The organism is Nocardia sp. NPDC051911 (assembly GCF_040681035.1).
Taxonomy (GTDB): Bacteria; Actinomycetota; Actinomycetes; order Mycobacteriales; family Mycobacteriaceae; genus Nocardia; species Nocardia sichangensis.
Genome location: NZ_JBFAXY010000010.1, coordinates 218,999 through 241,514, shown reverse-complemented (window position 1 = coordinate 241,514; position 22,516 = coordinate 218,999). Strand labels below are relative to the sequence as shown.

Genomic DNA, 22,516 nt, shown 5'->3' with positions numbered 1-22,516 from the left:
CGGCTGGTACGCAGGTTTCGAATAGGCCCCCAGGAGGCCCACTTAAATAGCAGGTCAGGCCCGGTCTACGACCGGGCCTGACCTGTTTTATTTGTCTAGCCCCGCGTTTACCCCCCGTTTCGTTTTAGGTCCCGTTCGCCGGTGCTGCCTATCGCGGTCCTGCTCTGCCGCTGTATCCGCCGCAACCAGGTGTCCCGATCGGTAGCTGATTGCCGTCACCAGCCGCACGGATGCCGCGCGGTTGTGATGAAACAATGTCACTGGCAGACGAGCGGGTATGGATGTTGTTGGTGCGTTCCCCATAGGGCTCCGCACCACACCCGTTGTGCTGTTGGACGGGCTACCCGCGCTGAGCGTGGGGTCCGGTCCAGCAGTCCCGACAGGGATTGGTACGCGCGTTGGCGCGAAACCCGCTGCCGCTGGCTGGTCCCGACACTGCGGCTGATCTACCAGCCCAGATGAATTGCCTCCTCTGGGACTCGCACCCAGACTCGACGCGTGTGCAGTCATTTCCGTCGCCGTTACTCGCTGGCGCGTTCTCGCGTCCCCTCGATCACCGCGTCCACGCAGTGCTGCAGCACCATCATGTCGAGCGTGAAAACCTCATCTGGATCGACCTCCGCCGGATTGTCGATCGTCGTGTACGGCATCCCCCGTCGGCGGATGACCGCACGGCCGCTGTTCGCGGGCAGGTCGATCGGCTCGTCGGCGAGGAACTGCTCGGCGTTGCGGGCGTAGGAGCGGTAGATCTCGGCGGAGAAGTCGACAATCCGCGGTGCCGTCATGACGAAATATACTGCGCCGCAATGATAATCACCGCCACTCAAACGAACCTGTCAGGCGCTCTCAGGTGGCCTTGTTGCCACGGCGGTGCTCGATCCAGGCATCCAGCGCGTTCCGGAAGAACTCGACCTCCTTGGGGGTCAAGTCGAAGTCGACTACCCAGTCCTCGGCCATGATGAGTGCGCTCAGGATGTCGCTGTCCTCCGATTCGCCGACGATCTCGAAGTGGTGTCCATCCTTGGTGTCCATGGACAGACACAAGCCGTCGCCCTCGGGTACTTTCACCTCCTGGTTCAGAATTTCGGCCATGGCCAGCCCCGCCTCGATGTCGAGTACTTCGCCGATCCCCCTGGCGAAGTCCGCGTGATGCTCCTCCGCCTTTCGCGCGGAGCCATACTCGAGAAAGGCGTCCACTACCTCGCGGTTCTTTTTTGCTAGCTGGGCGTTGGCGAAGCTGACCAGGCATGTCGTGCAGAAGCGGACTAGCCCCAGGTCGGCGCCGGGCTCCTGGACCGAAAAGACGGCTGGCTCGCTGCATCTTTCGCATGGTGGTATCACTTCTTCTCCTCACTTCCGAATGGGATTCTTTCGATGTCCCCGGGCCTGAGTATCCGGAGAAGCGCGCGGTAGACCTGGCCGGTCTTTTGGGGAGTACTGTTAGCCGCCCAGGAAGCGCTGGGTGGCGTCGTAGACGTCGCATTGGTAGGCATGATCGCGGGAGCGGGCCGAGGACAGCTTCGCACGTCCGGTGTCCACGGCGCGGACCGCACGGATATAGCTGCCGCTCGGGTGGGCGGGTCGGGTGGCCGTCGCGACCACCGTGCGCGCCGGCTGCTCCGGTGAGGTCATCAACGGTGCGCCGACGAGGCCGATCAGGTGCAGCGGACCGCCCGCGCTGCGCTGGAATCCGGTGCGCACGGCCCCCGGGTCCACCGCGTATACCTCGATCCGGTCACGCCACCGCTCGGCCAGTGCGTAGGTATAGGCGAGATTGGCGAGTTTGCTCGACGCGTACGCGCGCATCTGTGTCCACTCCCCCGGCAATGCCCAGTCCTCGATCGGGCGGGCCCGCGCTTCCAGATACGAGGTCATCATGATCACCTTCGGCAATGAATTAGGCTGTCCGCCAATCGGTTTCATGATCGACTCCAGGCTGTGGGCAAGTCCGGCGGCCGCCAGGTGGTTGACGGCGACGGTCCGTTCCACGCCGTCCGCGGTGAGGCCGTGCCGATCGAACGCGGCGCCCGCGTTGTTGACCAGGACGCCGAGACCGTCCGGTGCGGCGCGGTGCACTTGATCGACCAGTCGCCGCACTCCCGACCGTGTTTCGAGGTCGGCATCGACGGGGATCAGACCGCCGGGCGCGTCGCCCATGCGCGCTGCCGCCTCCCGCGCACGCTCCCCGCTGCGCCCGTGCACCAGTACGGTCCAGCCGAGCCGCGCCAGCGCGCGACCGGCCGAGAATCCGATACCGCTCGTCGCTCCGGTCACCAGCGCGGTCGAAGCCGACGGGACCGCCAATGGATTCGTTGTGTCCATTGCTCTCATTCTCGGAGCGCAGAATGGAATGGCAATACCAAAATCGAGTCCGGAGATTCCCAATGCCTGCGTCTACCGAAACCCTGACCGCCAAAGGACTGCGTAGCCGCGCCAGGATCGTCGACGCCGCCGCGCGCCTGATGCTCGCGAACGGTGCGCACGGCACCACGATGGAGGCGATCCAGTACGAGGCGGGCGTCAGCGCCTCGCAGCTCTATCACTACTTCGACAACAAACGGGATCTGCTGGCGGCGGTCATTCAATCGAGCACGGAGGTCGTGGTCGCCAACAAGTGGCTGCTCGAGATGCGCTCGCTGCATGATCTGCGCGCGTGGCGGGATGCGGTGGTCGCCGCCGCGCGCGCGACCGGCTGTCGCACGGGGTGTCCGCTGGCCTCGTTCGCCGAGGACATCCCCGATACCGATCCGGAACTCCTCGAACTGGTGGCCGCCGGATTACGCCGCCTCACCGCCGCCGTGGCCGATGGCCTCACCGCCATGCGCGATGCGGGAGAACTGCGCGAGGACACCGATGTCGACCGCCTGGCGCTCGTCGTCGTCACCGCCTACGAGGGCGGCATGCTCGTCTCCCGGGCCCAGCGCGAGCCCGCACCGCTGGAGGCGGCCCTCGACGCCGCCGTCGCCTGTGTCGAGACACAGGCTGCTCGCACGGATCGATGACGTCGAACGGATCGCGGCCGACAGCCCACACCGACCCCACGACCACCTACTTCGCAACACGACCTACGTGTGAATTTGCGCGGCGACGGCTTCGTTGGAATATTGTCGTGTTCCACATAGAGCGGAACATGGCCTGCCAGCATAGCTTGCGTTGTTTCCGTCAGTCGGCGAGCTGGTCTAAGAGCGGCGGGGCCGTGCGAGTAAAATGGCTCAGAACACACTGAATTCGCCATTTGTGCGTGCGAGGAAATGGTGGAGGCCCGCCGGGGTGGTTCCCTGGTGGCCGGGAATGATCCAGAGCGCGGTTCGAGCGTCACGATGCACCGATGTAGCCACAGTCGCCGATATGTCAGCCCTTGGTCCTACGGTGGCGCCTATGTTCGGTGGGCGATATCGCGGGCCGTTGAGTGGGGGACCGAAGCCTGGAGCGTCGGTCTCGGAGATCGATGTCTTCGCCGCGCTGAACGTGATCCTCGGAAAAGGTGTCCTCGGACCACCGGGTTGGGTGCGGCCAGACATGGTGTTCTCGATCGAGGGCGAGCGCCTGCGACGCATCGGTGAGGGCTGGCGAAGCCTCGTCGGCAACAACCGCCGGTACGACCTGATTGTCGAGTACGACGGAGAGTATTGGCACCGCCACCACGAGCGCCGTGACATCACCAAGTACCCCGACGTCGGGAGGGGCTACGAGGTGATGCGGCTGCGCATGCAGCCATTGCGCAGGCTGCGGCCGGCCGACATCAGCGTTCCGAGCCGTGCTGATGCGACGACGTGTGCGAGGCTCGCGCTGCTGCACCTCGCTCACCGTCCACGCCCCTTCCTCATCTCCGAGCCGCTCTTGGAGAGGATCGGTTTCTACCTGCAATTCTGCGCCACGCCGCTCGCGGAGGGCGATATCGCGTGCGGGCTGTGCGCTGAGCTCGACCACATCCTGCAAGGCGGCCTTGAGTTCTATCCCACGGGCAGTTCAACTTTCCAGGCGAATCGTTCATCGCTGGGGGACTTCGTTCAGCGTGCTCGAGAGTTGTCGGAGAGGAGCGAGTTCATAGAAGGTCTATGGGTGCCAGACCCGCACGAGCGTGGTTGGGAACAGAACGAGGTGGAAGCGGTGTCTCCGGAATTCAGACCGCGTCACCAGATCGCGCTCGGACATCACGAAGCCCAGGACAGGCAGAGTGCATTGACTGAGTAGTCCAGTCCCCGAGCTTGTGCCGAGACAGCCGGTGGGCCGAGCATCTGCTCGACGCCACCGGCTGTTCGCTGTTCGTCTATTGCGGGGCCTATTTGGTGCGATCGATGGCCTGTTCGATCCAGCCGGTCTGCACGGGGGCGGCGCGGGTTCATAGCCGGTGGCCGGGAACGTGGCCGTGTCGCCGTTCTGGGGGGCCGTATCGCGGGATCGAGCAGGTCGTGATCGACCCCGAGGACGAATACCGTCGCCTCTGCGAGTCCGTGGGCGGCACCAACCGAAAACGCGCTCATCACCACCGATCCCAGCGAATTGGACCGAGTTTGTGTCAGTGCGCCGGGACCGCACGAAGGTGAGTTCTTCGCCGGACAGTGGCCCGGTAGCCCATCGGCTGCCGACCCGTAGTCGGGGAGGCTTTCGGTGGTTTTGGGACATGATGAGACATTCGTGAGGCAGGGTTCAGGGGTGCGCCGCACCCCTGATGCCGTCCAGTAGCAGATCGACGACGCGCCCCACTGCGACGGTGCGGTCTTCGGTGGGCCGTGTGTAGATCTGCACGGTCATCAGCCGGGCGATATCGGCGGCGTCGACGTCGGAGCGGAGTGTGCCGTCGTCGTGGGCTCGCGTCACGAGTCGAGCGATGGAGTCGGTGACCGTCGCGCGCACCTGAGTCGATACGGGATCGGCCTGTATGCGCGTGTGCTGGGCGGGTTCCACCGAGGAGGCGAACGCGCCGACGTCGGCGAGGGCGCATTCGCGCAGGAAACGGCCCAGCGCCGACCAGGCGTCGCGCTCCTCGCGGGCCGCTGCGGCGCAACGGTCGGCGAGATCGGTCAGGTAGGCGTGCGCGGCGGCGGAGATGAGTGCGTCGCGGTCGGGGAAGCGGCGGTAGAGCGTGCCGACGCCGACACCGGCATGGTCGGCGACCTCTTTCATCGACACGTCAATACCCTTGTCGCGGAACAGGATCAACGCCGCCGCGACGATCTGGTCGCGGTTGCTGCGGGCATCGGCCCGCAAGGTCTCGGCCGCCATGCGCGCCTCCCGGTAATAACTGGACGAATATCTTCCACTTATGCTACCTTCTGGAAGTGGACGAAAATCGTCCAGTTATTTGAAGGGTGTGCGACATGGACAAGAAGGTGCTGATCTCCGGCGCGGGCGTCGGCGGCGCGACGGCTGCATACTGGCTGGCCCACAAGGGATTCGACGTGACGGTTGTCGAGCGGGCCGCAACGGAGCGCTCCAGTGGCAATCCCGTCGACGTGAAGGGGCCGGCGGTCGAGGTGGTCGAGAAGATGGGCGTGATGCCACGGCTGCGGGAGGTCGCCTCCGCGGTGGACCGGATGACGTTCGTCGATGCGGCAGGCCGGCGGGTGGCCGGTGTTCCGCTGCGCATGTTCCAGGGCGGCGCCGGCGAGCGGGAGGTCGAGGTGCCGCGCGCCGACCTCGCCTCGATCCTGCTCGACGCCGCCCGCGACCGCGTCGAATTCCTCTGGGGCGACACGATCACCGACCTGTCCCAGGACGCGGCGGGCGTCGATGTCGGTTTCGCTGCCGCTCCACCCGCACGGTTCGATGCGGTGATCGGCGCCGACGGTCTGCACTCGGCCGTGCGGCGGCTGGCCTTCGGGCCGGAACAGCAGTTCGTGCGCCATGCCGGAATGTATGTGGCGACGCTGCCGATCGGCGTACCGTTCGGTGACGACACCGAAGTCATCATCTACAACACACCCGGCCGGGCGGTCTCGATACACCCGACCAAGGGACATGCGATCGCGACGTTCATGTTCCGCGGCGACGCGGTGCCCGGCTACGACCACCGCGACCTGGCTCAGCACAAGAACCTCGTCGCCGAAGCATTCCCCGACGCCTCATGGCGACTGCCGGAACTGCTGGACCAGGTGCACACCGCCGAAGATCTGTACTTCGACTCCGTGAGCCGGGTCCGGGCGCCGCACTGGTCCACCGGGCGCATCGGACTGGTCGGGGACGCGGCCGCCGCGGTGTCGTTGTTCGGCGACGGCTCAACCCTGGCCATCGCCGGCGCCTACCGGCGCGCCGAGGAATTGAGCCAATCACCGACCGACATAGCCGACGCGCTGCGCCGCTACGAAACCGGCCACCGACCCCTGGTCGATTCCAAACAACAGGGATTCCGCGCCGCACGCGCCATGCTGCTACCCGGCACCCGGACCGGCATCGCGTTGCGCAACACCGCCGCCCGGCTCGCACCCGCACTCGCCGGGATCAGGCGAACGCGTACCGCGTAATTCCAGGCCCGCCGCGAGAAACCAGCGAGAATACTACTGCCGTGTCCGGGAAGGTTGACGCTGTAACCCGCGGCCCGGGGTGGCGGGTTGATCATCGGCGGGTGACCGGTGATGCTGCCGGTGGAGGCGATGACCTGTTTTGTTCGGCCCGACCCCACGGAAACGCACGGTTCGCATTCTGGTTTGTATCGGATGGGCCGGTGGGTGTGGTGATCCTGGGCCGATACCATTGGCGACTTGCCGCCGGGCGAGGTGACGTTCGCCCCGATCGAAGAAGCGCCTTTCAGCCCGAGGAGTTCGGTACTACCTATCGCGCGGTGAACCGGCCGATGCCTGCCGGAGGCCATCGAATTGCGGGGGTGGGCGTGTGCATGCGGTACTCGGGAATGGAAGTGGTAAGGGTGACACCGGGCCGATATCCTGTGCATATTGTGGGGAGGTCGACCATGGACGATGCTCTGCAAATACCGCATCTGAGAGCCACCGCAGACTTGGAACTCCGCCCGTGGTCGTTGTCCGCGGCAGACCTCGAGCTTGTGAGGGAAGCTTCTGCCGACGACCTGATTCCTATAACCACGGTGCCTGCGACCTTCTCGCTCGAGGCCGCAACGAGGTTTGTCGAACGCCAGCGGCAACCAGCGACCGATCGAACCGGATACCCGATGGTGATCGTCCGGCGACCGGACAACACACCACTGGGAAGCATCGGCCTGTGGTTGAAGGACATCGACGAAGGCCGCGCATCGCTCAGCTACTGGGTGGTCCGCTCTGCCCGCGGCCATGGCGTCGCCGCGCATGCTCTGGCGGCAATGGCTACCTGGGCGCTGGAAGAGCTGCATATCCCACGGCTACAGCTCTATGTGGAACCTTGGAACCGCGCTTCGATCCGCACTGCGGAGAGAGCCGGTTTCGAATGCGAAGGGCTCCTCAGATCGTGGCAGAAGGTTGGCGATCGACGCCGCGACATGTTCATGTACGCGCGCGTGGCAGCGGGAACCTTCGCCGAGGCGGATGGAGTTCACATCGGTTAGACCTCGATGGCCGGTTGCCCGGCCGTCTCGGGTGATCGTGAACCGATATCACTGCTGGCCCAGTGTTCGATAGGCCCGGTGGTGCCGGGTACTCACCTCATGGTCGACCCCCACGGCCTCGCTTGCAGAATTACTCGAGACTATGCTTGATCTGCGTTTGTACGCACCGCCAGTGGATAAATCCGCTCGAAAATCTGATGAATCGCTCACCCTCTCTATGAGAGGACCGTCCGATGGGTTTTGCAGAGATGCGCCGGTTCCGGCGTGATCCGTTGGGTTTCCTCGAGAATCTGCGCCGGACCAGCCCGGTAGAGGTGTTCGGGCTGCCGTGGGGCGGGTGGTGTGTCGGCGATACGGGTCTGGCGCTGACGGTGCTGAGTGACCGCGCTTTCCATGCGGGGAAGTCCGGGTTCTTCGGTTCTATGCTGCCTTCGCGGTCTGCTCAGGTCGATTTCGGCCGTGCGGTGCGCGCGATTCTGCGGACGCATACGCCCAAGTATCGCGAGTCCCTGGCGGCGGCGGTGATGGAAATGCCCTCCATCACCCGCTGGCCCGCAGCGGGGGTCGAGCTGGTGTATCGGTGCACCGCGGACCTGTTGCTGCACCCCGATGGTTCTCCCGAGTTGCGGCATTCACTGGAGCGAAACGCACGCGTGGGCGCGCTTCGCCCAGCCCGAATGGCGCAGCGGGCGCGGGCGCAGCTGTTGCGCGTCAAGCTGTCCACCGCGCTGAACGAGCAGATCCGGGACCGGCGCAGCGCCACCGGCCGCAGTGCGGAAGCCGAACCACGGGATCTGCTCGATGCCGTGATCGGTGCCTGTCCCGACGGCGTCGCCGATACAACGGTGGCGCGGCTGTATGTGCTGATGTTCCGGTCCATTGTGGGACCACTGGGCTACTCGCTCGCGTGGTCGGTGCTGCTGGGCAGTCTCCACTCTCCCGGCGCACCATGGCCATGGCCCGTCGACTGGGTGGTACGTGAGGCCCTGCGGCACCGGCCGGTGTCCTGGATGGTCAGCCGTCCCGTCCCCTATCCCGCCGAGTTCGGGGGGATCGCCTTCCAGACCGGCGACCTCTTATCCGTCAGCCCCTATCTGCTCCATCACGACGACAACCACTGGACCAGGCCAGGAGCATTTCAACCCGACCGCTGGATTCGACCGAGCGAGCACGGCCCATTTGTACCCTTCAGTTCCGGCCCCTTCACCTGCGCCGGCGCCGCGGTCGCCCACGATCTGGTCACCGATGCGGCCACCGCCCTCATCGAGAACACCGCTATGCGCGTCATCAGCGGAGGTGATACCCGCCCGATCGTGACCAATGCCGCGACCCCCAGGCCGTTCACCCTGCTGCGTACCCCCACAAGCCCTGGCCACGCCCGACCGAGCCCCAGGAAGGAGGTGACATCATGATCAAGGCATTGCTGTTCATCATCACCAACAAGCCGACCCGTACCTGGGACCCCGCTCAATACGGATGATTCTGCTACCGGCTGGATGGCTCGACCAACGCTACGAGGTCTCCGCCGGCCTGGACGCGCTCGGCCGGCGGATCGGTGTGGGCGCGCGCTCGGCACCCCAGTCGCGTTCACCGATTGGCGTCCAGCACTGCTGCGAGGCCTTCTTGTAGGTCCTTGACGAAATACTCGGGAACCTCGAGTGAGGGGAAATGTCCCCCGGCTTCGGGCGAGTTCCATCGGACGATCTGTCGGTACCGCTCCTGTGCCCAGGGGCGCGGGCACTTCTCGATGTCGCGGGGATACACGGTGATCGCCGACGGGACGTCGACCCGAAGTTCGGGGTCGAGCGAGTCGTGGCTCTCGTAGTAGATGCGGGCCGACGATGCGCCGGTCCGCGTCAGCCAATACAGGGTGACGTCGTCGAGAACGCGGTCTCTGGAGATCGTCTCGAACGGGCTGTCTTCGGTATCTGTCCACTCGGCGAACTTGTCGAGGATCCAGGCGAGAAGCCCGACCGGTGAGTCGACGAGCGAGTAGCCGATGGTCTGCGGTCGGGTCGCCTGCTGCTTCGCGTACGCCGCGTGGTGGCGCCAGAAATCGCGGGTTTGCTCCGTCCATTCGCGTTCGGTCGCCGTCAGTCCTTCCGTTGTCAGCCCGGGCGGTGCCTGCGCGGTCGTTGTGTGGATGCCGAGAACGTGCGCCGGGAACCTGCCGCCGAGGACCGTGGTGATCACACCTCCCCAGTCGCCGCCGTGGGCTGCGAACTTGCTGTAGCCGAGCCTCTCCATGAGTTGCACCCATGCGGCCGCGATCTTTTCGGTTCCCCACCCGGTGGTGGCCGGTTTGTCGCTGTAACCAAAGCCTGGTAGCGATGGGGCCACGACGTGGAACGCCGGCGTGTCCGCGTCTTTCGGATCTGCCAGCTCGTCTACTACATCGATGAACTCGGCAATGCTGCCCGGCCAGCCGTGCGTCAAGATCAGGGGAGTGGCATCTGCGCGCTCGGATCGGCGGTGCAGGAAGTGGATTCCCAGATCGTCGATGGTCGTGCGGAACTGGCCGATCCGGTTGAGGCGCGCTTCGAACGACCGCCAGTCGTACCCGGTGCGCCAGTAGTTCACGACGTCGACGAGATCGGCGAGCGGAACGCCCTGTTCCCATCTGCGAGGGTCGGGGGCGGCGCGATAGACCGTCTCGGCCTCCGGAAGCCGCGCTGTGGCCAGTCGCGCGCGTAGATCGTCGAGGACGGCGTCGGTCGCGTGGGCTTCGAATGCTTGCACGTCGACGGGGTCGGGGGTGAAGACCGGATCGAGGTGGCCAAGTGCAGGCATGAGACCTCCTGTTCATCGCGGAACCGGCTTCGGCCTATCGAGAACCGGCTAAGACGGTTCTAGCATGGCTCCGCATCGGCCGGCAACCAGCTAAGGTGGTTCCATGCCTGCTGGGCTCCCTGACTTTCGCCTCGGTAACGTGCTAGCGACCAGCTTCACGGGGACTCTGTCCGAGCGCCATGGCGACCGTGTGGAACGCATTCCCACGCCGCAGCGACTCGTCGACTGGCTGGTCGTGTACGGCCTGGCCGTGGACTCCTGCACTACCGCCCAGCTGGAACTCGCCTGGGAACTGCGGGAATCGATTCACGCCGTCGCGACAGCGGCCGCGCTCGGAGACGCTCTTCCCGCACCTGCTGTCCAAGTCATCAATGACAGCAGCATTCGGGGTCGGGCGGCGGCCGTTCTGACATCCGAGGGCAGGCGTCAATGGCGACTCGGCTCCGCTTCCTGCGTAGAAGATGCCCTAGGCGTGATCGCCGCCGATGCGATCAGCATCGTCGCGGGCGAACGGAACGGAAGACTGGCCTTGTGTGCCTCGCCAACCTGCCGAGCGGCCTTCTTCGACACCAGCCAAAGCCGCACCCGCAAATGGTGTGACATGAACACGTGCGGGAATCGTCAGAAGAAGGCGCGTTTCAATGCCAATCAGCGCAAGGGCATCCAAGGCTGACTGCAGTCGGCCATAGTATGACTTGAATCGAGAGCGGATCTCCGGCGCGGTGCGGGCCGGTTTCGCACCGTCTCCGGCCGAGTGGAGCACCTCCGCTACATCCTGGCGTCCCATGCCGGCGACTTCGAATCTCGAACCATAGTTTATGGTTCGGTACTCCGCCATAACGCCGCGCCCGGCATTCCCACCACTGGAGCCAGTCGTTGCGGTGGCGATGAGACACTCTGACGGTGAGCGAGAAACCCGTCGGCGAGATGTCCAGCAGCACATTCGATTACGACGGCGAATTGCCGCGACTCCCCATCCCGACGTTGGAGGAGACGTGCGAACGGTTTCTCGAGCGATGTTCGCCGTTGCTGACCGACGAGCAACTGATGGTCACGACAGCGGCCGTGGATCAATTCCTTGCGTTGGACAGTCCGGCCCGGACGTGGCAGGCCGAGATAGAGCGATTCGATCGGACGCCGGGCGTCCACAGTTGGCTCGACGCCTTTTGGAGATCTCGCCATCTCGGCTACCGCGACAGTATCGCGCTCAGTGCGAATTCCTTCTTCTTGCTCACGGACTCGGAGCACGGTCAACTCGAACGCGCCGCCGAACTGATCGCGCGCGCCACCGCGTACAAACTCGAACTCGACGCCGAGATGATTTCGCCCGTGATTCTTCGCGGCCGTCCGGTGTCCATGCACCAGAACAGGTGTCTGTTCTCCACCACCAGAATCCCCGGCATCGAATTCGACGCCGTGCGCTCCGCTCACAGTGCCGGAGAACCAGGCTCGTCAACGGTCCGGCACATCGTCGTCCATTTCCGTCGTCAGGCGTTCCGAATGGATGTCCTCGCAGCGGACGGTACCCCACATCGCATCGAGGATCTGATCGCCGGGCTGGATGCGATCAGGGGAGCCGATCCGGCCGCGGAGCCGTCGCCGGGAGCGCTGACAACACAACCGCGCGCGGCATGGGCGAGGGCCCGCCAGGCTCTCCTCGAAGATCCGGACAACGCCGCCGCGCTGGAGACGATCGAGACGGCACTGTTCTGCGTCGCGCTCGAGGACTTCGCGCCCCGAGACGAACGCTCGGCCTGTAACGCGCTCCTGCATGGTGACGGCGAGAACCGCTGGTACGACAAGGCGTTGACATTCATCGTGTTCGCCGATGGTCGTGCAGGCGTCAACATCGAGGAGTCCGGCCTGGACGGAACCACGGTTGCCGGCTTCTGCGACGCGATTCTGGCGAATGCGCCAGCCATCTCGGCGGACCGGCCCGGCCGAGCGCCCGAGATATCGCCCATCGAATTCCGTTTCGATGAGGACCTGCGGCACGAGATCCGGCAAGCCGCCGCCGACTTCGGCAAACAGGCGGGCGAGATCACCACGGAGGTGGTGACATTCGACGACTTCGGCTCGGACACGGCCAAACGTCTCGGAATATCGCCGGATGCGTTGGTGCAAGTGGCTTACCAACTGGCTCATCAACGGTCCAGGGGATTCCTCGGCAGCACCTACGAATCCGTAGCCGTGCGACATTACCGCCACGGCCGTACCGAGGCGCTCCGGGCGGTCACCCCCGAAGTCGTTCGTTTCGTGGCATTGATGAACGACTCGACCGCTACGCACACCGCTCGCGCCGAAGCGCTACGTGCCGCGGCGGGAGCACACGTCGCCAACACCAGAGAATGCCAGGCGGGGCGTGCTCCCGAACGGCATCTCGTGGAGCTACAGCGAATTCAGCGTCAGCACGGCGAAAAGCCGCTCGCGATCTACGAATCTCCCGGCTGGCGGATTCTGCGTGACGACTATCTCAGTACCAGTGCTGTGTCGTCGGTCAATGTTCGGTTCTTCGGTTTCGGGCCGCCGACCGCCGATTGCATCGGGATCGGCTATATCCTGCAGCCCGGCAGCTTCGGCGTACACCTGAGCGGTTCCAAAGGCATCGAACAACACATGCTCGAATTCGCACACGCCCTCTCTGTCGCCATCCCGGAGTTGTGCGCCCTGCTCGAGACGACATCCGTCGGCTAGCTTTGCGTATCGATGACTGCTCGTCCGATCGCCAGGAGTAGACATTCCACCCGAAAGTGAATGGGAGTGAAAGCCTACCGAGAGCTTCTGGCAAATCGGACAGTATGCAATATGGTGCTGATCAGTCTGCTGTTCCGGACTGTTCTCAACTCCCAATCCCTGCTGTTGGTAATGCATGTGCGGCACACGTTGCATCTTTCCTACGGTGCTGCGGGCTTGTTGAGCACTGTGGTCTACCTGTGCATGGCCGGAACCGAGCTGCGGCGCGGCCCGCGTCTCGATCGATTGGGCTTGCGCCCCACCATGGCTCCATCGATCCTGGTAAACGGGATCTGCTGGCTCATCGCGCCATTCGCTCCGTTTCCGGTGTTGCTGTTGCTCGCGGCGTTGGCAGGATGGTTCGAAATACCGGTCATCAATGTCGCGAAACAGGCCATTACGGTCGCCACGACCGAACGGGAGCGAAGGCCGGCGCTCGCCGCGTACGAGGTGACCGCGGACGTGTCGCTGTTGGTCGGGCCGCCGCTGGGCGTCGCGGTGATGAATATCTGGGACACGGCGATGGTGCTGCTCGTGGTCCGGTTGGTGGCCGTGGGTTGCGGTTTCCTGTTGCTGAGACGGAACCCACCGCTGCGAACCGAGACGAGCGAAGTGTCACGGCGGGTCCCACGGCGATCCTGGTTGCAGACCGGCTTCGTGACAGCATGTGTCGGATACGCCGCGGCCGCCGCCGTCCTCTGTGCGGAGGAACTGAGTGTCATCACGGCCATGCACGACTTCCATGCCAAGCATGCGATCGGACTTGTGCTGGCCATCGGCGCAGCCGGTGCGGTGGCCGGTGGGTACGGGTACGGCGCGATCTCCAGAACCATCTCGCCATACGTTCTGCTGGTCGGACTCGGAATCGGCGTGTCGCTCTGCGCCCTCGCGGTCGGGCCGGTTTCGCTGGCCATAGCCGTTTTCGCGGTCGGCGTGCTGGCCGGTGCTGTTTTCCCGGCCTGTACCGATCGGATGAGTGCTGCTGCTTCTGAGGACGCGCTCGGAGAGGCCCTCGGCTTTCATTTCAGTCTGATGTGGGTCGGCGTAGCCATGGGAAGTATCGGGGCGAGTCAGTCCGTCGACTTCGCCGGTTCGTCAGGAGGCATCCTGGCCGCAGCCACGATCGGTATCGGCGCCGGAATCGGGCTGGGCCGAATCGCGGCTCGCGCCGGCCCCATTCCCGGGGCGCCCGGCCCAGTGAATCGAGCGTTCATCGTCACCGCGACCAGGCGGATACTGGATATCGCGCAGATCACCCTTGCTCGAAATACCGATGGTTCACTCGACGTCCGACTCGGCGGAATTTACGCCTTCGAGAAGAAGGTGAAGCAGCCGGTTACCGGACAGCGCAACGGAACCGAATCCCCAGCCGTATCGTCAATAGATTCCGAGGCTGCCGACCCGGGTCGAACCGGAATGCGACAATTCCCGACGCCTTGGACCGAAACTCCTTCATCTCCTCAGCGAAAAGGCTCACCGTGGAGCCGGCCACCCGCTTGAACTCCGCGGTTTCGTCAACTGCTGTGGCTGCCCGGCTATCGCATCAGCATGTAACTAGTATTTCGGAGGTCGACCAACCGTGACACTTATCCGTACGCACAGTTCGAATCATCCGAATCCGCTCGGGCGCACAACCAGCACCACCTACGAGAGGCGTAGTCTCGATCGCGCCGTAAACCTATCGGATGCGCATTGCCGTCAACCGCTGACGCCCTCCCAGATCGAAATTGTCGAACGATTTCCAGAGCTGTTCCACGAGGCGCGAAATCAATCGCAGTCCGAGCTGGAAGAGGCGTTCCTCACCGCCTTTCTGCGGCTGGCGGGCGAGCCGATGCATCAGGATGCATCCAGATATATGCTGTCGTATTCCGCATCATCCGCGATAACAATGGTGGTGAGTTACTGCGCTCGCGCGGGAAAGCGAGTCGCCTTGATCGAGCCGGTGTTCGACAATATCTCCTCGATCTTGCGCCGAGAGAATGTCGAGCTCGTGCCGCTGCTGGAACAGGATTGCACCGTCGAAGACCTGCCTGCGGCGATGGCTCGGCTCGATCCTGCGGTGGTCTGGCTGGTCTCGCCGAACAACCCCACCGGATGGACGCTGTCCGAACCGGGGTTCAGAACGTTGGTGCAGTGTTGCGTCGACCGTCGTTGCACCCTGGTTCTGGACTCGTCTTTTCGATTCTTCTCACCTCTGCCGAGCGGTTGGTCGCAGTACGAGGTCCTGGAGGAATCAGGAGTCTCCTATATTGTGCTCGAAGACACGGGCAAGACCTGGTCCACCAGCGAGATGAAAGTCGGATTGACGGTATGCAGTCCGGATATGTACGCAGATATGTACCGACTGCACGACGATCTGCTGCAGAGTGTCTCTCCTTTCCATCTCCGGGTGCTGACAGAATTCATCGAGGACAGTTCGAAGCATGGCATCGAACACAGCATCCTTCCTTCCGTGCTGGAAAATCGGGCTATCCTCCGCTCGATTCTCGCGGACGGGGGATTGGAATTCGTCACCGAATCGCGATCGCCCGTCTCGGTGGACTGGCTCCGGCTCCCCGAGGGACTCGAGTGTGAGAATTTCGTCCATGAGGCGATCTGGGAGGGAGTGCACGTGCTACCCGGAACGAACTTCTTCTGGAATCAGCCGGAGCGCGGGAGAAAGTTCGTCCGCGTTGCCTTGGCTCGCGATCCGCAACTGATGTCGGAGGGTGCGCAGTTGCTGCGAGACACCGCAGTCCGGCTCGCCGCGAAGGACGCATGACCGTGCGCGGTCGATCGAGCCGTTATCGCGCCTTGCTCACCGGGGCTGAATTGAAGGCAGCCGAGATCGAATGGCTTCGTCAGCGGAATATCGAGGTAGAAGTCTGCCGTCACGACCTGTCCGAAGTCGAATTGGCGCGCGCTCTGCTGGGCAAGGACGCATACATTCTCGGTGGTGTAGAGCGTGCGACCGCTGCCGCGTTGTCCACTGCCGACGACCTCAAAGTCATAGCGTTCATGGGTGTCGGGTATCACGCCTACATCGATACCGCAGCAGCGACCGCGGCGGGAATCGCGGTGACCAACGCGCCCGGAGCCAACGCACGCGCGGTCGCGGAATTCGCGATCGGTCTCATGCTCGATGCCTGGCGCGGCATCACAGACCTGACAATGGAAACGAAGGCCGGTCGATGGCCCGAGACCCGGGCACGCGACCTTTATGGGAAGACGCTGGGCATTGTGGGAATGGGGACCATCGGCACCATCGTTGCCCGGATAGCGGTCGGCGGGTTCGGGATGCGAGTGGTCTACGTGAGTCGAACAGCCAAACCGGAACTGGAAGGAGACATCGCCGCTCGCCGGGTCGAGCTACCCGAGCTGCTCGCCGAGTCCGATGTCATCAGTCTCCATGCTCCATACGGCCCGCAGACAGCCCGGATGATCGGCGAAGCACAACTCGCTGCCGTCAAGCCCGGCGCGATTCTGATCAACACTTCCGAAGCGGAGCTCGTAGATCCGGCGCCGTTGCGAACCGCGTTGCTCGACGGTCGCCTCGCGGCCGCTGCCATGGACGGCTACTACGTCGTGCCCGCGCCCTCCGACCAGAACGATCCCTTCGGGTTGATCGCGTTGGGCAATGACAAGCTTCTCGTCACGCCGCACGCGGCCGGCGCTACCGAGGAGTCCTACCGCGCGATGCTCGCGGCTAATGCCGAGTCGGTCGAGAACATCCTCGAAACAGGAGAAGACCCACGAGTCGTAAACCCTGGCTTCCGCGATCATGCCCGTTGGCTGCCGGTGCGCCACCGCCGCTAGGACGTCGGCACAGCCGTCGGACGGATCCATCATCGACGTGTTGCAGCACACCCCGCCCCTTGCACCCGGGTGGCTGGCGGGCGAAGCGCGCACCGCGGGGCATCCTGCCGCCGCGATGGACAGGTGCTTTCTCCACGGACTTGGGTATCCGGTCGGTGTCCTGCGGCGGTCTCCGTCGTACTACCTGGGACGGAGGAGCAGCATGACTCACACGACCCACACCGGTCTTTCCGGCACCGCCGGTCGCGTCGCCCAGAACAGCGTGTTCGCGCGGTTCGCCCGCGCGGGCTACGTCATGTCCGGCCTCGTGCATCTGCTGATCGGCTACATCGCCATCCGGCTGGCGTTCGGTGGCGGCGGGAGCGCCGATCAATCCGGGGCGATGGCCGAATTGGCCGATAAGCCGGGCGGGGTGTTCACTCTGTGGGTTGGTGTGGTCGCGTTCGTGATGATGGCACTGTGGCGGCTGGTGGAGGCGGTTTTCGGCAGCGCGTCGAAGCCGGGCGCCGACAGCTGGAAGTCCCAAGTCTTCGATCGGGTCAAAGCGCTCTCGCTGTGCGCTGTCTATCTCGCGTTCGCCGTGACCGCGTTCCGTTTCGCCAAGGGCAGCGGGCAACCGAGTAGCAGCCAGAGTGTGGGGCTCACGGCGCGCCTGATGCAGAACACGGCGGGGACGATCGCTCTTGTCGTGGGTGGGCTGGTCATCATCGCGGTCGGCGGCTACCACGTGCACAAAGGCGCCACGCAGAACTTTCTCGACGATCTGAGCGGACACCCGAGCGCATTCGTGCGGCGGCTCGGCACGGTGGGGTACATCGCGAAGGGGCTGGCCGTCGCCGCGGTCGGGTTGCTGGTGATCCTCGCCGCGACCGAATCCGACCCGAACAAGTCCGCAGGACTGGACGGAGCCATCAAGACGCTCGGCGCGCAGCCCTTCGGTGTGGTTCTGCTCCTGGTCGCCGGCCTCGGCATCATCACCTACGGTCTCTACAGCTTCGTCATGGCTCGCAGCGCCAAGATGTAGCGCCTACCGCTCGGCGGTCAGAAGCCTTGGTTGCCGCCACAACTCGTCGAGCTCCTCGGGCAGATCCGGGACCGATCGCCCGTAGGACGCGGCGAGTTCGCTCGGACTCTCGCTCCGCACCGACCAGCCGTGTCCGGCCAGCCACCGGGCGGGATCGGCTCGCTCGTCGTCGTAGAACAACTCGGCCGGGTCGATGTCGCCGAACGGGTTGCAGCGGTCGAAATACTTCTTCTCGATGTTCGCGAAGCGCTTGACGTCGGTTCCCGCCACGAAGCTCTCCACGGCCAGCTCGCTGCCAGGGGTGGACCAGCCGTCGATGTGCTCGAAGAGCTTGTCCTGCGCGGCCCCGGGTAGATAGGGCAGCAGGCCCTCGGCGGACCATGCGGTCGGTTCGCCGGGTTCGAAACCCGCGCTGCGCAGCGCGGCAGGCCAGTCCTCGCGCAGGTCGACGGCCACCGGGCGACGATCCGCCTTCGGCCGCGCGCCGTTCTCGGTGAGGACTTTCTCCTTGAATTCCAGAACTTTGGGCTGGTCGATCTCGAACACCGTGGTACCCGCGGGCCAGTCGAGGCGGTATGCCCGCGCGTCCAATCCGGCGGCGACGATAACGGCTTGCCGAACGCCCCGCGCCGCGGCCGACGAGAAGAAGTCGTCGAAGAACTTCGTGCGGAAGCCCATGAACCCGGGTACCAGCGGGATGTCGTCCAGTTGGGAAGGGTCCGCCAACAGTCCGTTGAAATGTCGATGGCCCGAGGCCGCGACGAACAGGGGCGCGTAATCGTCCCGGATCAACGGATCGGGAGCGGATGTCTCCAGCGCCCGGAACGTCGCGACGCCCAATGCGGTGAGTCCGACACTACTGACGATGTCCCATACGTCTCCCTCGGTGCGCATAGGTCAGCCCACCACGGCGGTCTCGTGCTCCAGCACTTCGCTGGCCGCGCGTTCGCCCGAGCGAATGGCCCCGTCGATCCAGCCGCACATGACCGCCGAACTCTCGGTGCCCGCCCAGTGGACGCGGCCACACGGCTCGCGCAGAGCGTGGCCGAATTGGGTGAGCACACCGGTGGGCGCGTGGCTGAGCATCCCGCCGCCGGAATAGCGCTCGGCGCTCCAGTCCTGCTCGATGTAGTCGACGGGTGAGCCGGCCTGCCGGCCGAATCGCTCGACGAGTGCGTCGAGGATCGCGCTGCGGCGCTCCGCGTCGTCGAGTCGGGCCAGCTGCCGTGCGATCGGTCCCTCGATGATGACGCACAGGACTCCGGGCCGCCCGGTGTCCGTGCACGCATCGATGGTGATCGTCGCGGGCGAACCCGGCGCGGCGGACTGTCCCGACAGCCCGTCACCGCGCCAGAACGGTTCGTCGTACACCACGGAGACCTTGATGATCGAACCGCTCGGCATGCGCTGATGCAGGAAAGCGCGATCGGCGGGCAGCATCGGCCGGTACGAGATCTGGCCGGCGATAGCGAGGGGAACGGTGACGATCGCCCGGCGCGCGCGCAGCCGGAGGTCGGTCGCGCGGACGGTCACCCCCGAGTCGTCCTGATGGATGCAGCGGACCGGCTGCGAGAGGTGGATCGCATCGCCGAGCTCGGCCGCCATCGGACGGTAGATCGCGCCCATGCCGCCGACCGGCCGCGCGTCCTGCGCCGCGTCTTTGACGCCGAGGACGAAGCTCGGCCCGCCACCCGAGGCCATCTGGTACAGGACGAACAGCAACGAGACCTCCGAAGCCGCCGAGGTGTAGCAGCCCGCGATGGCGGTCTCGAGCAGATCGTGCGCGGGCTTGGAAAGGACATTGGCTTCCAGCCAGTGCGCCAGGCTTACCTGATCCCATTTGTCGGCTTTCTTCGCCGCCCACGGCGCTTCCAGCGGAACCGACTTGCACATATGTCCCAGCTCGAGGAATACCGCGCCGAGGTTCATCGACGCCCACGGGCTCATCGTCCACGGGATCGTGCCCGTGTAGCGGTGCTGCTTGCCGTCGACGACCATCATGGCCTCGCCGTCGGTGTACTGCTTGTAGCTCGGTACGCCGAACTCGGTCATCAGCGCTTGGATGCGGTCCTGTCCCGGCCCGATCCAGGCGCCGCCGCGATCGATCCACGACCCGTCGTCGCGTACCTGGGTGAAGGTGCGGCCGCCGAGCCGGTCCCTGGCTTCCAGCAGCGCCACCGACCGACCCATCTGTTTCAGCCGCAGCGCGGCCGTCAATCCCGCGAATCCCCCGCCGATTACGCAAAAGTCGACGTCTGTCATGGCGTGCCGTCCTCGGGTTGCAGTTTCGCGCACGGCCGCCGTGCTACTGCGCTCGACCGGCGCACTCGACACAGCGGGTGCGATTCGCCTTCGATCAGGTCAACGCGTCGAATATCGGGGCAATTCTATAGCAACTTGCAGTGAGGGGTCATCTCGAGTCGTTTCCGGTGCAGAGGGCGTGCGAGCTGCTTAGGCTCACGAATCTTGCTGCCCGATCGCCTGGAGCCTCCTCGATGACGACGTCCCCGCCCTCCGCACACAGCCGCGCACCGCACGGTTCGCCGATCGACACCGACGGCCCGCGGATTCCTTTGTTCGCCGCGGAATTCGCCGCGGACCCGCACAGCGCCTATCGCGAGATGCGGGAGCGTTACGGATCGCTGGCGCCGGTGGAATTGGCCCCGGGTGTACCTGCCACCTTGGTGCTCGGGTATCACACCGCCGTGCGGATCTTGAACGATCCGGAGCACTTTCCGGCCGACCCCCGCACGTGGCAGCAGGACATCGCCGCCGACTGCCCGGTGCTGCCGATGATGCAGTGGCGGCCGAACGCGTTGCGCAACGCCGGAGCCGAGCATGCCCGCTATCGGCAGGCCAACGTCGCGGGTCTGGCCAAGGTCGACCTGTACGGCTTGCACGACACCGTGGCGCAGCTGGCGACACCGTTGATCAATTCGTTCTGCGCGGACGGGTCGGCGGATATCGTGCGCCAGTACGCTTTTCCGCTCGCTTTCGCGGTGCTGAACGCCATGCTGGGTTGCCCGGCCGAGATCGCGCAGCGCGCCGCGACCGGTATGGCCGCGATCTTCGAGGGCATCGACGCGGAACGCGGGAACAAGATGCTGACCGATTCGCTGGCCGAGTTGACGGTACTGAAGCGGGCCGATCCAGGCGACGACATCACCACGCGCATGCTCCGGCACCCATCCGGGCTGAACGACACCGAGATGGTCCACCAGCTGGGCACGCTCTACGGCGCGGGCATCGAGCCGCAGCAGAATCTGATCGTCAACACCCTGCTGCTGATTCTCACCGACGAGCGGTTCGGCGGCAGCGTGCTCGGTGGCAGTCTGTCGACCCGGGACGCGCTCGACGAGGTGCTGTTCAACGACCCGCCGATGGCGAATTTCTGCATCAGCTTCCCGAAGCAGCCGATCCTGATCGACGACGTCTGGTTGCCTGCCCATCAGCCGGTCGTGATCAGCATGGCCGCCTGCAACACCGATCCGGCGATACGCGCCGAACGCTACGCGGGCAACCGCGCCCATCTCGCGTTCGGCGGCGGGCCGCACGCGTGTCCGGCGAACTCGCTGGCTTACCTGATCGCCCAGGACGCGATCGATCAACTGCTGGACGCGCTGCCGGAGCTACGTCTCGCGGTGCCGGTGGACGAGCTGACCTGGCGTCCCGGTCCGTTCCATCGAGCGCTGACCGCCTTGCCGGTCGTCTTCCCTGAGTCGCAGGCGCTGCCGCTGCCGTAGTACCCGGGCCGGGTCGGAAACGCGAAAGCCGGATCGCTGACCATCTCGGTTACGTACACGGTGGGCCGATATCCGAGCTACTACCCGGACACCGCGCTGGGGGGCATGGTCGCCGCGGTCGGCGGGCTGGTCTGTCGGGCCCGGGCACCTGTTCGCGCCGAGGCGTACGGGCGACGGGTGTGCTTCGGTGCGCGGGTCGGAGTTACCCGGCATCCGCGAGCAGCCGGTAACGGATCTCCAGCCCGTCCAACAGGGATTCCAGACCGACTTCGAAGGCGTCCCGATCGATTCTCTGCTGCCGCTCGGCCAGCAGGTGCGCCTCGTTCAGGTGCGGATAGGCGTCGGCGTATACCGCGACGTCGGAGGGGAAGCCCGCGGCGAACGATCCAAGCGACGCTCCGGTGAGGAAGTAGCGCATGGTCGTGCCGACCGTGGTGGCCTCGCGGCGCGGCCAGCCCGCCGCGACGAGGCCGCCGAAGACCGCGTCGGCCATGCGCAACGCGTTGGGGCGATGACCGGGACCGCTCGCCAAGGCGGGAACGATGTGCGGGTGTGCCGCCATGGCGGTGCGGTAGGAACGGGCCCAATCGCGCAGTGCCGAGCGCCAGTCCCGATCCTCGGCCGACAATCCCTCGAACATCGCGATGTCGACTTCGCCGAGGACGGCGTCCACGACGGCATCGATCAGGTCGTCCTTGGTGCGGACGTGGTTGTACAGCGAGGGGCCCTGCACGCCCAGCTCGGTGGCCAGGCGCCGCGTGGAGACAGCGGCCAGACCCTCGGCGTCGACCAGGGTGAGGGCGGTGTCGATGATGCGATCGCGGGTCAGCAGCGGTCGGCGTGGTCGTGCCATGAGCTCTCCTTTCGGTCCTCGCATTCTCGCAGGCGCGGGACACGATACTTGCGCCGCTAGTTTCGGTGCCCTACGGTGAGCGG

Annotated in this window: 20 protein-coding genes; 12 read left to right on the top strand and 8 right to left on the bottom strand. The window is 65.1% G+C overall.

Annotated elements, in window-relative coordinates:
• Window positions 1–521 precede the first annotated feature (521 nt).
• The 3 genes from AB0L97_RS15460 to AB0L97_RS15450 all read right to left on the bottom strand — a co-directional run bounded on the left by AB0L97_RS15460 (window position 522) and on the right by AB0L97_RS15450 (window position 2,322).
• Window positions 522–785, bottom strand: a complete 264-nt coding sequence (locus AB0L97_RS15460; RefSeq protein WP_364429631.1) for a hypothetical protein — start codon at window positions 783–785, stop codon at window positions 522–524.
• 61 nt (window positions 786–846) lie between these two features.
• The gene (locus tag AB0L97_RS15455; RefSeq protein WP_364429572.1) at window positions 847–1,197 is read right to left on the bottom strand and encodes a hypothetical protein; all 351 of its coding nucleotides are present in this window, start codon (window positions 1,195–1,197) and stop codon (window positions 847–849) included.
• 243 nt (window positions 1,198–1,440) lie between these two features.
• Window positions 1,441–2,322, bottom strand: coding sequence for an SDR family NAD(P)-dependent oxidoreductase (locus AB0L97_RS15450; RefSeq protein WP_364429569.1), 882 nt, complete (start codon window positions 2,320–2,322; stop codon window positions 1,441–1,443).
• A gap of 62 nt (window positions 2,323–2,384) precedes the next feature.
• Here AB0L97_RS15450 and AB0L97_RS15445 point away from each other — a divergent pair, with 62 nt between their 5' ends.
• The gene (locus AB0L97_RS15445; protein ID WP_364429566.1) at window positions 2,385–3,002 is read left to right on the top strand and encodes a TetR family transcriptional regulator; all 618 of its coding nucleotides are present in this window, start codon (window positions 2,385–2,387) and stop codon (window positions 3,000–3,002) included.
• Between the two features lie 376 nt (window positions 3,003–3,378).
• Window positions 3,379–4,194: a hypothetical protein gene (locus tag AB0L97_RS15440; RefSeq protein ID WP_364429563.1), complete on the top strand. Its 816-nt coding sequence runs from the start codon at window positions 3,379–3,381 to the stop codon at window positions 4,192–4,194.
• 456 nt (window positions 4,195–4,650) lie between these two features.
• Here the strand turns inward: AB0L97_RS15440 and AB0L97_RS15435 are convergent, their stop codons facing one another.
• Window positions 4,651–5,226, bottom strand: coding sequence for a helix-turn-helix domain-containing protein (locus AB0L97_RS15435; protein ID WP_364429560.1), 576 nt, complete (start codon window positions 5,224–5,226; stop codon window positions 4,651–4,653).
• A 95-nt stretch (window positions 5,227–5,321) separates the two neighbouring features.
• Here AB0L97_RS15435 and AB0L97_RS15430 point away from each other — a divergent pair, with 95 nt between their 5' ends.
• From AB0L97_RS15430 to AB0L97_RS15420, 3 genes are all read left to right on the top strand, one after another.
• Window positions 5,322–6,464 carry an FAD-dependent monooxygenase gene (locus AB0L97_RS15430; protein WP_364429557.1) on the top strand — a complete coding sequence of 381 codons (1,143 nt, stop codon included), beginning with the start codon at window positions 5,322–5,324 and terminating at the stop codon, window positions 6,462–6,464.
• Window positions 6,465–6,910: 446 nt separating this feature from the next.
• Complete coding sequence (locus tag AB0L97_RS15425; RefSeq protein WP_364429554.1) at window positions 6,911–7,495, top strand: GNAT family N-acetyltransferase; 585 nt, start codon at window positions 6,911–6,913, stop codon at window positions 7,493–7,495.
• 233 nt (window positions 7,496–7,728) lie between these two features.
• Window positions 7,729–8,907: a cytochrome P450 gene (locus tag AB0L97_RS15420; RefSeq protein WP_364429551.1), complete on the top strand. Its 1,179-nt coding sequence runs from the start codon at window positions 7,729–7,731 to the stop codon at window positions 8,905–8,907.
• A gap of 175 nt (window positions 8,908–9,082) precedes the next feature.
• Here the strand turns inward: AB0L97_RS15420 and AB0L97_RS15415 are convergent, their stop codons facing one another.
• Entirely contained in the window at window positions 9,083–10,285 is a 1,203-nt protein-coding gene (locus AB0L97_RS15415; RefSeq protein ID WP_364429548.1) for an epoxide hydrolase family protein, read from the bottom strand.
• Between the two features lie 103 nt (window positions 10,286–10,388).
• Between AB0L97_RS15415 and AB0L97_RS15410 the strand changes: the two genes are divergently transcribed.
• The 6 genes from AB0L97_RS15410 (at window position 10,389) to AB0L97_RS15385 (ending at window position 17,837) form a co-directional block, all read left to right on the top strand.
• Window positions 10,389–10,958, top strand: a complete 570-nt coding sequence (locus AB0L97_RS15410; protein ID WP_364429545.1) for a CGNR zinc finger domain-containing protein — start codon at window positions 10,389–10,391, stop codon at window positions 10,956–10,958.
• 230 nt (window positions 10,959–11,188) lie between these two features.
• Complete coding sequence (locus tag AB0L97_RS15405; protein WP_364429542.1) at window positions 11,189–12,979, top strand: choline/carnitine O-acyltransferase; 1,791 nt, start codon at window positions 11,189–11,191, stop codon at window positions 12,977–12,979.
• A gap of 66 nt (window positions 12,980–13,045) precedes the next feature.
• Window positions 13,046–14,518 (top strand): MFS transporter, encoded by a 1,473-nt coding sequence (locus AB0L97_RS15400; protein ID WP_364429539.1) that lies wholly within the window; start codon window positions 13,046–13,048, stop codon window positions 14,516–14,518.
• A 79-nt stretch (window positions 14,519–14,597) separates the two neighbouring features.
• The gene (locus tag AB0L97_RS15395; protein ID WP_355077805.1) at window positions 14,598–15,779 is read left to right on the top strand and encodes a pyridoxal phosphate-dependent aminotransferase; all 1,182 of its coding nucleotides are present in this window, start codon (window positions 14,598–14,600) and stop codon (window positions 15,777–15,779) included.
• Window positions 15,776–16,813: an NAD(P)-dependent oxidoreductase gene (locus AB0L97_RS15390; RefSeq protein ID WP_364429535.1), complete on the top strand. Its 1,038-nt coding sequence runs from the start codon at window positions 15,776–15,778 to the stop codon at window positions 16,811–16,813. The genes AB0L97_RS15395 and AB0L97_RS15390 overlap by 4 nt, the downstream gene beginning before the upstream one ends.
• Before the next feature lie 202 nt (window positions 16,814–17,015).
• Complete coding sequence (locus AB0L97_RS15385) at window positions 17,016–17,837, top strand: DUF1206 domain-containing protein (protein ID WP_364429532.1); 822 nt, start codon at window positions 17,016–17,018, stop codon at window positions 17,835–17,837.
• Between the two features lie 3 nt (window positions 17,838–17,840).
• On the opposite strand, the gene AB0L97_RS15380 is transcribed toward AB0L97_RS15385, so the two are convergent.
• Window positions 17,841–18,731 carry a class I SAM-dependent methyltransferase gene (locus tag AB0L97_RS15380; protein ID WP_364429529.1) on the bottom strand — a complete coding sequence of 297 codons (891 nt, stop codon included), beginning with the start codon at window positions 18,729–18,731 and terminating at the stop codon, window positions 17,841–17,843.
• A 3-nt stretch (window positions 18,732–18,734) separates the two neighbouring features.
• Complete coding sequence (locus AB0L97_RS15375) at window positions 18,735–20,099, bottom strand: FAD-dependent oxidoreductase (RefSeq protein WP_364429526.1); 1,365 nt, start codon at window positions 20,097–20,099, stop codon at window positions 18,735–18,737.
• A 233-nt stretch (window positions 20,100–20,332) separates the two neighbouring features.
• On the opposite strand from AB0L97_RS15375, the gene AB0L97_RS15370 reads away from it, so the two are divergent.
• Window positions 20,333–21,580: a cytochrome P450 gene (locus tag AB0L97_RS15370; RefSeq protein WP_364429523.1), complete on the top strand. Its 1,248-nt coding sequence runs from the start codon at window positions 20,333–20,335 to the stop codon at window positions 21,578–21,580.
• A gap of 202 nt (window positions 21,581–21,782) precedes the next feature.
• Here AB0L97_RS15370 and AB0L97_RS15365 read toward each other — a convergent pair whose 3' ends face one another.
• Window positions 21,783–22,433 carry a TetR/AcrR family transcriptional regulator C-terminal domain-containing protein gene (locus AB0L97_RS15365; protein ID WP_355077793.1) on the bottom strand — a complete coding sequence of 217 codons (651 nt, stop codon included), beginning with the start codon at window positions 22,431–22,433 and terminating at the stop codon, window positions 21,783–21,785.
• Window positions 22,434–22,516 lie beyond the last annotated feature (83 nt).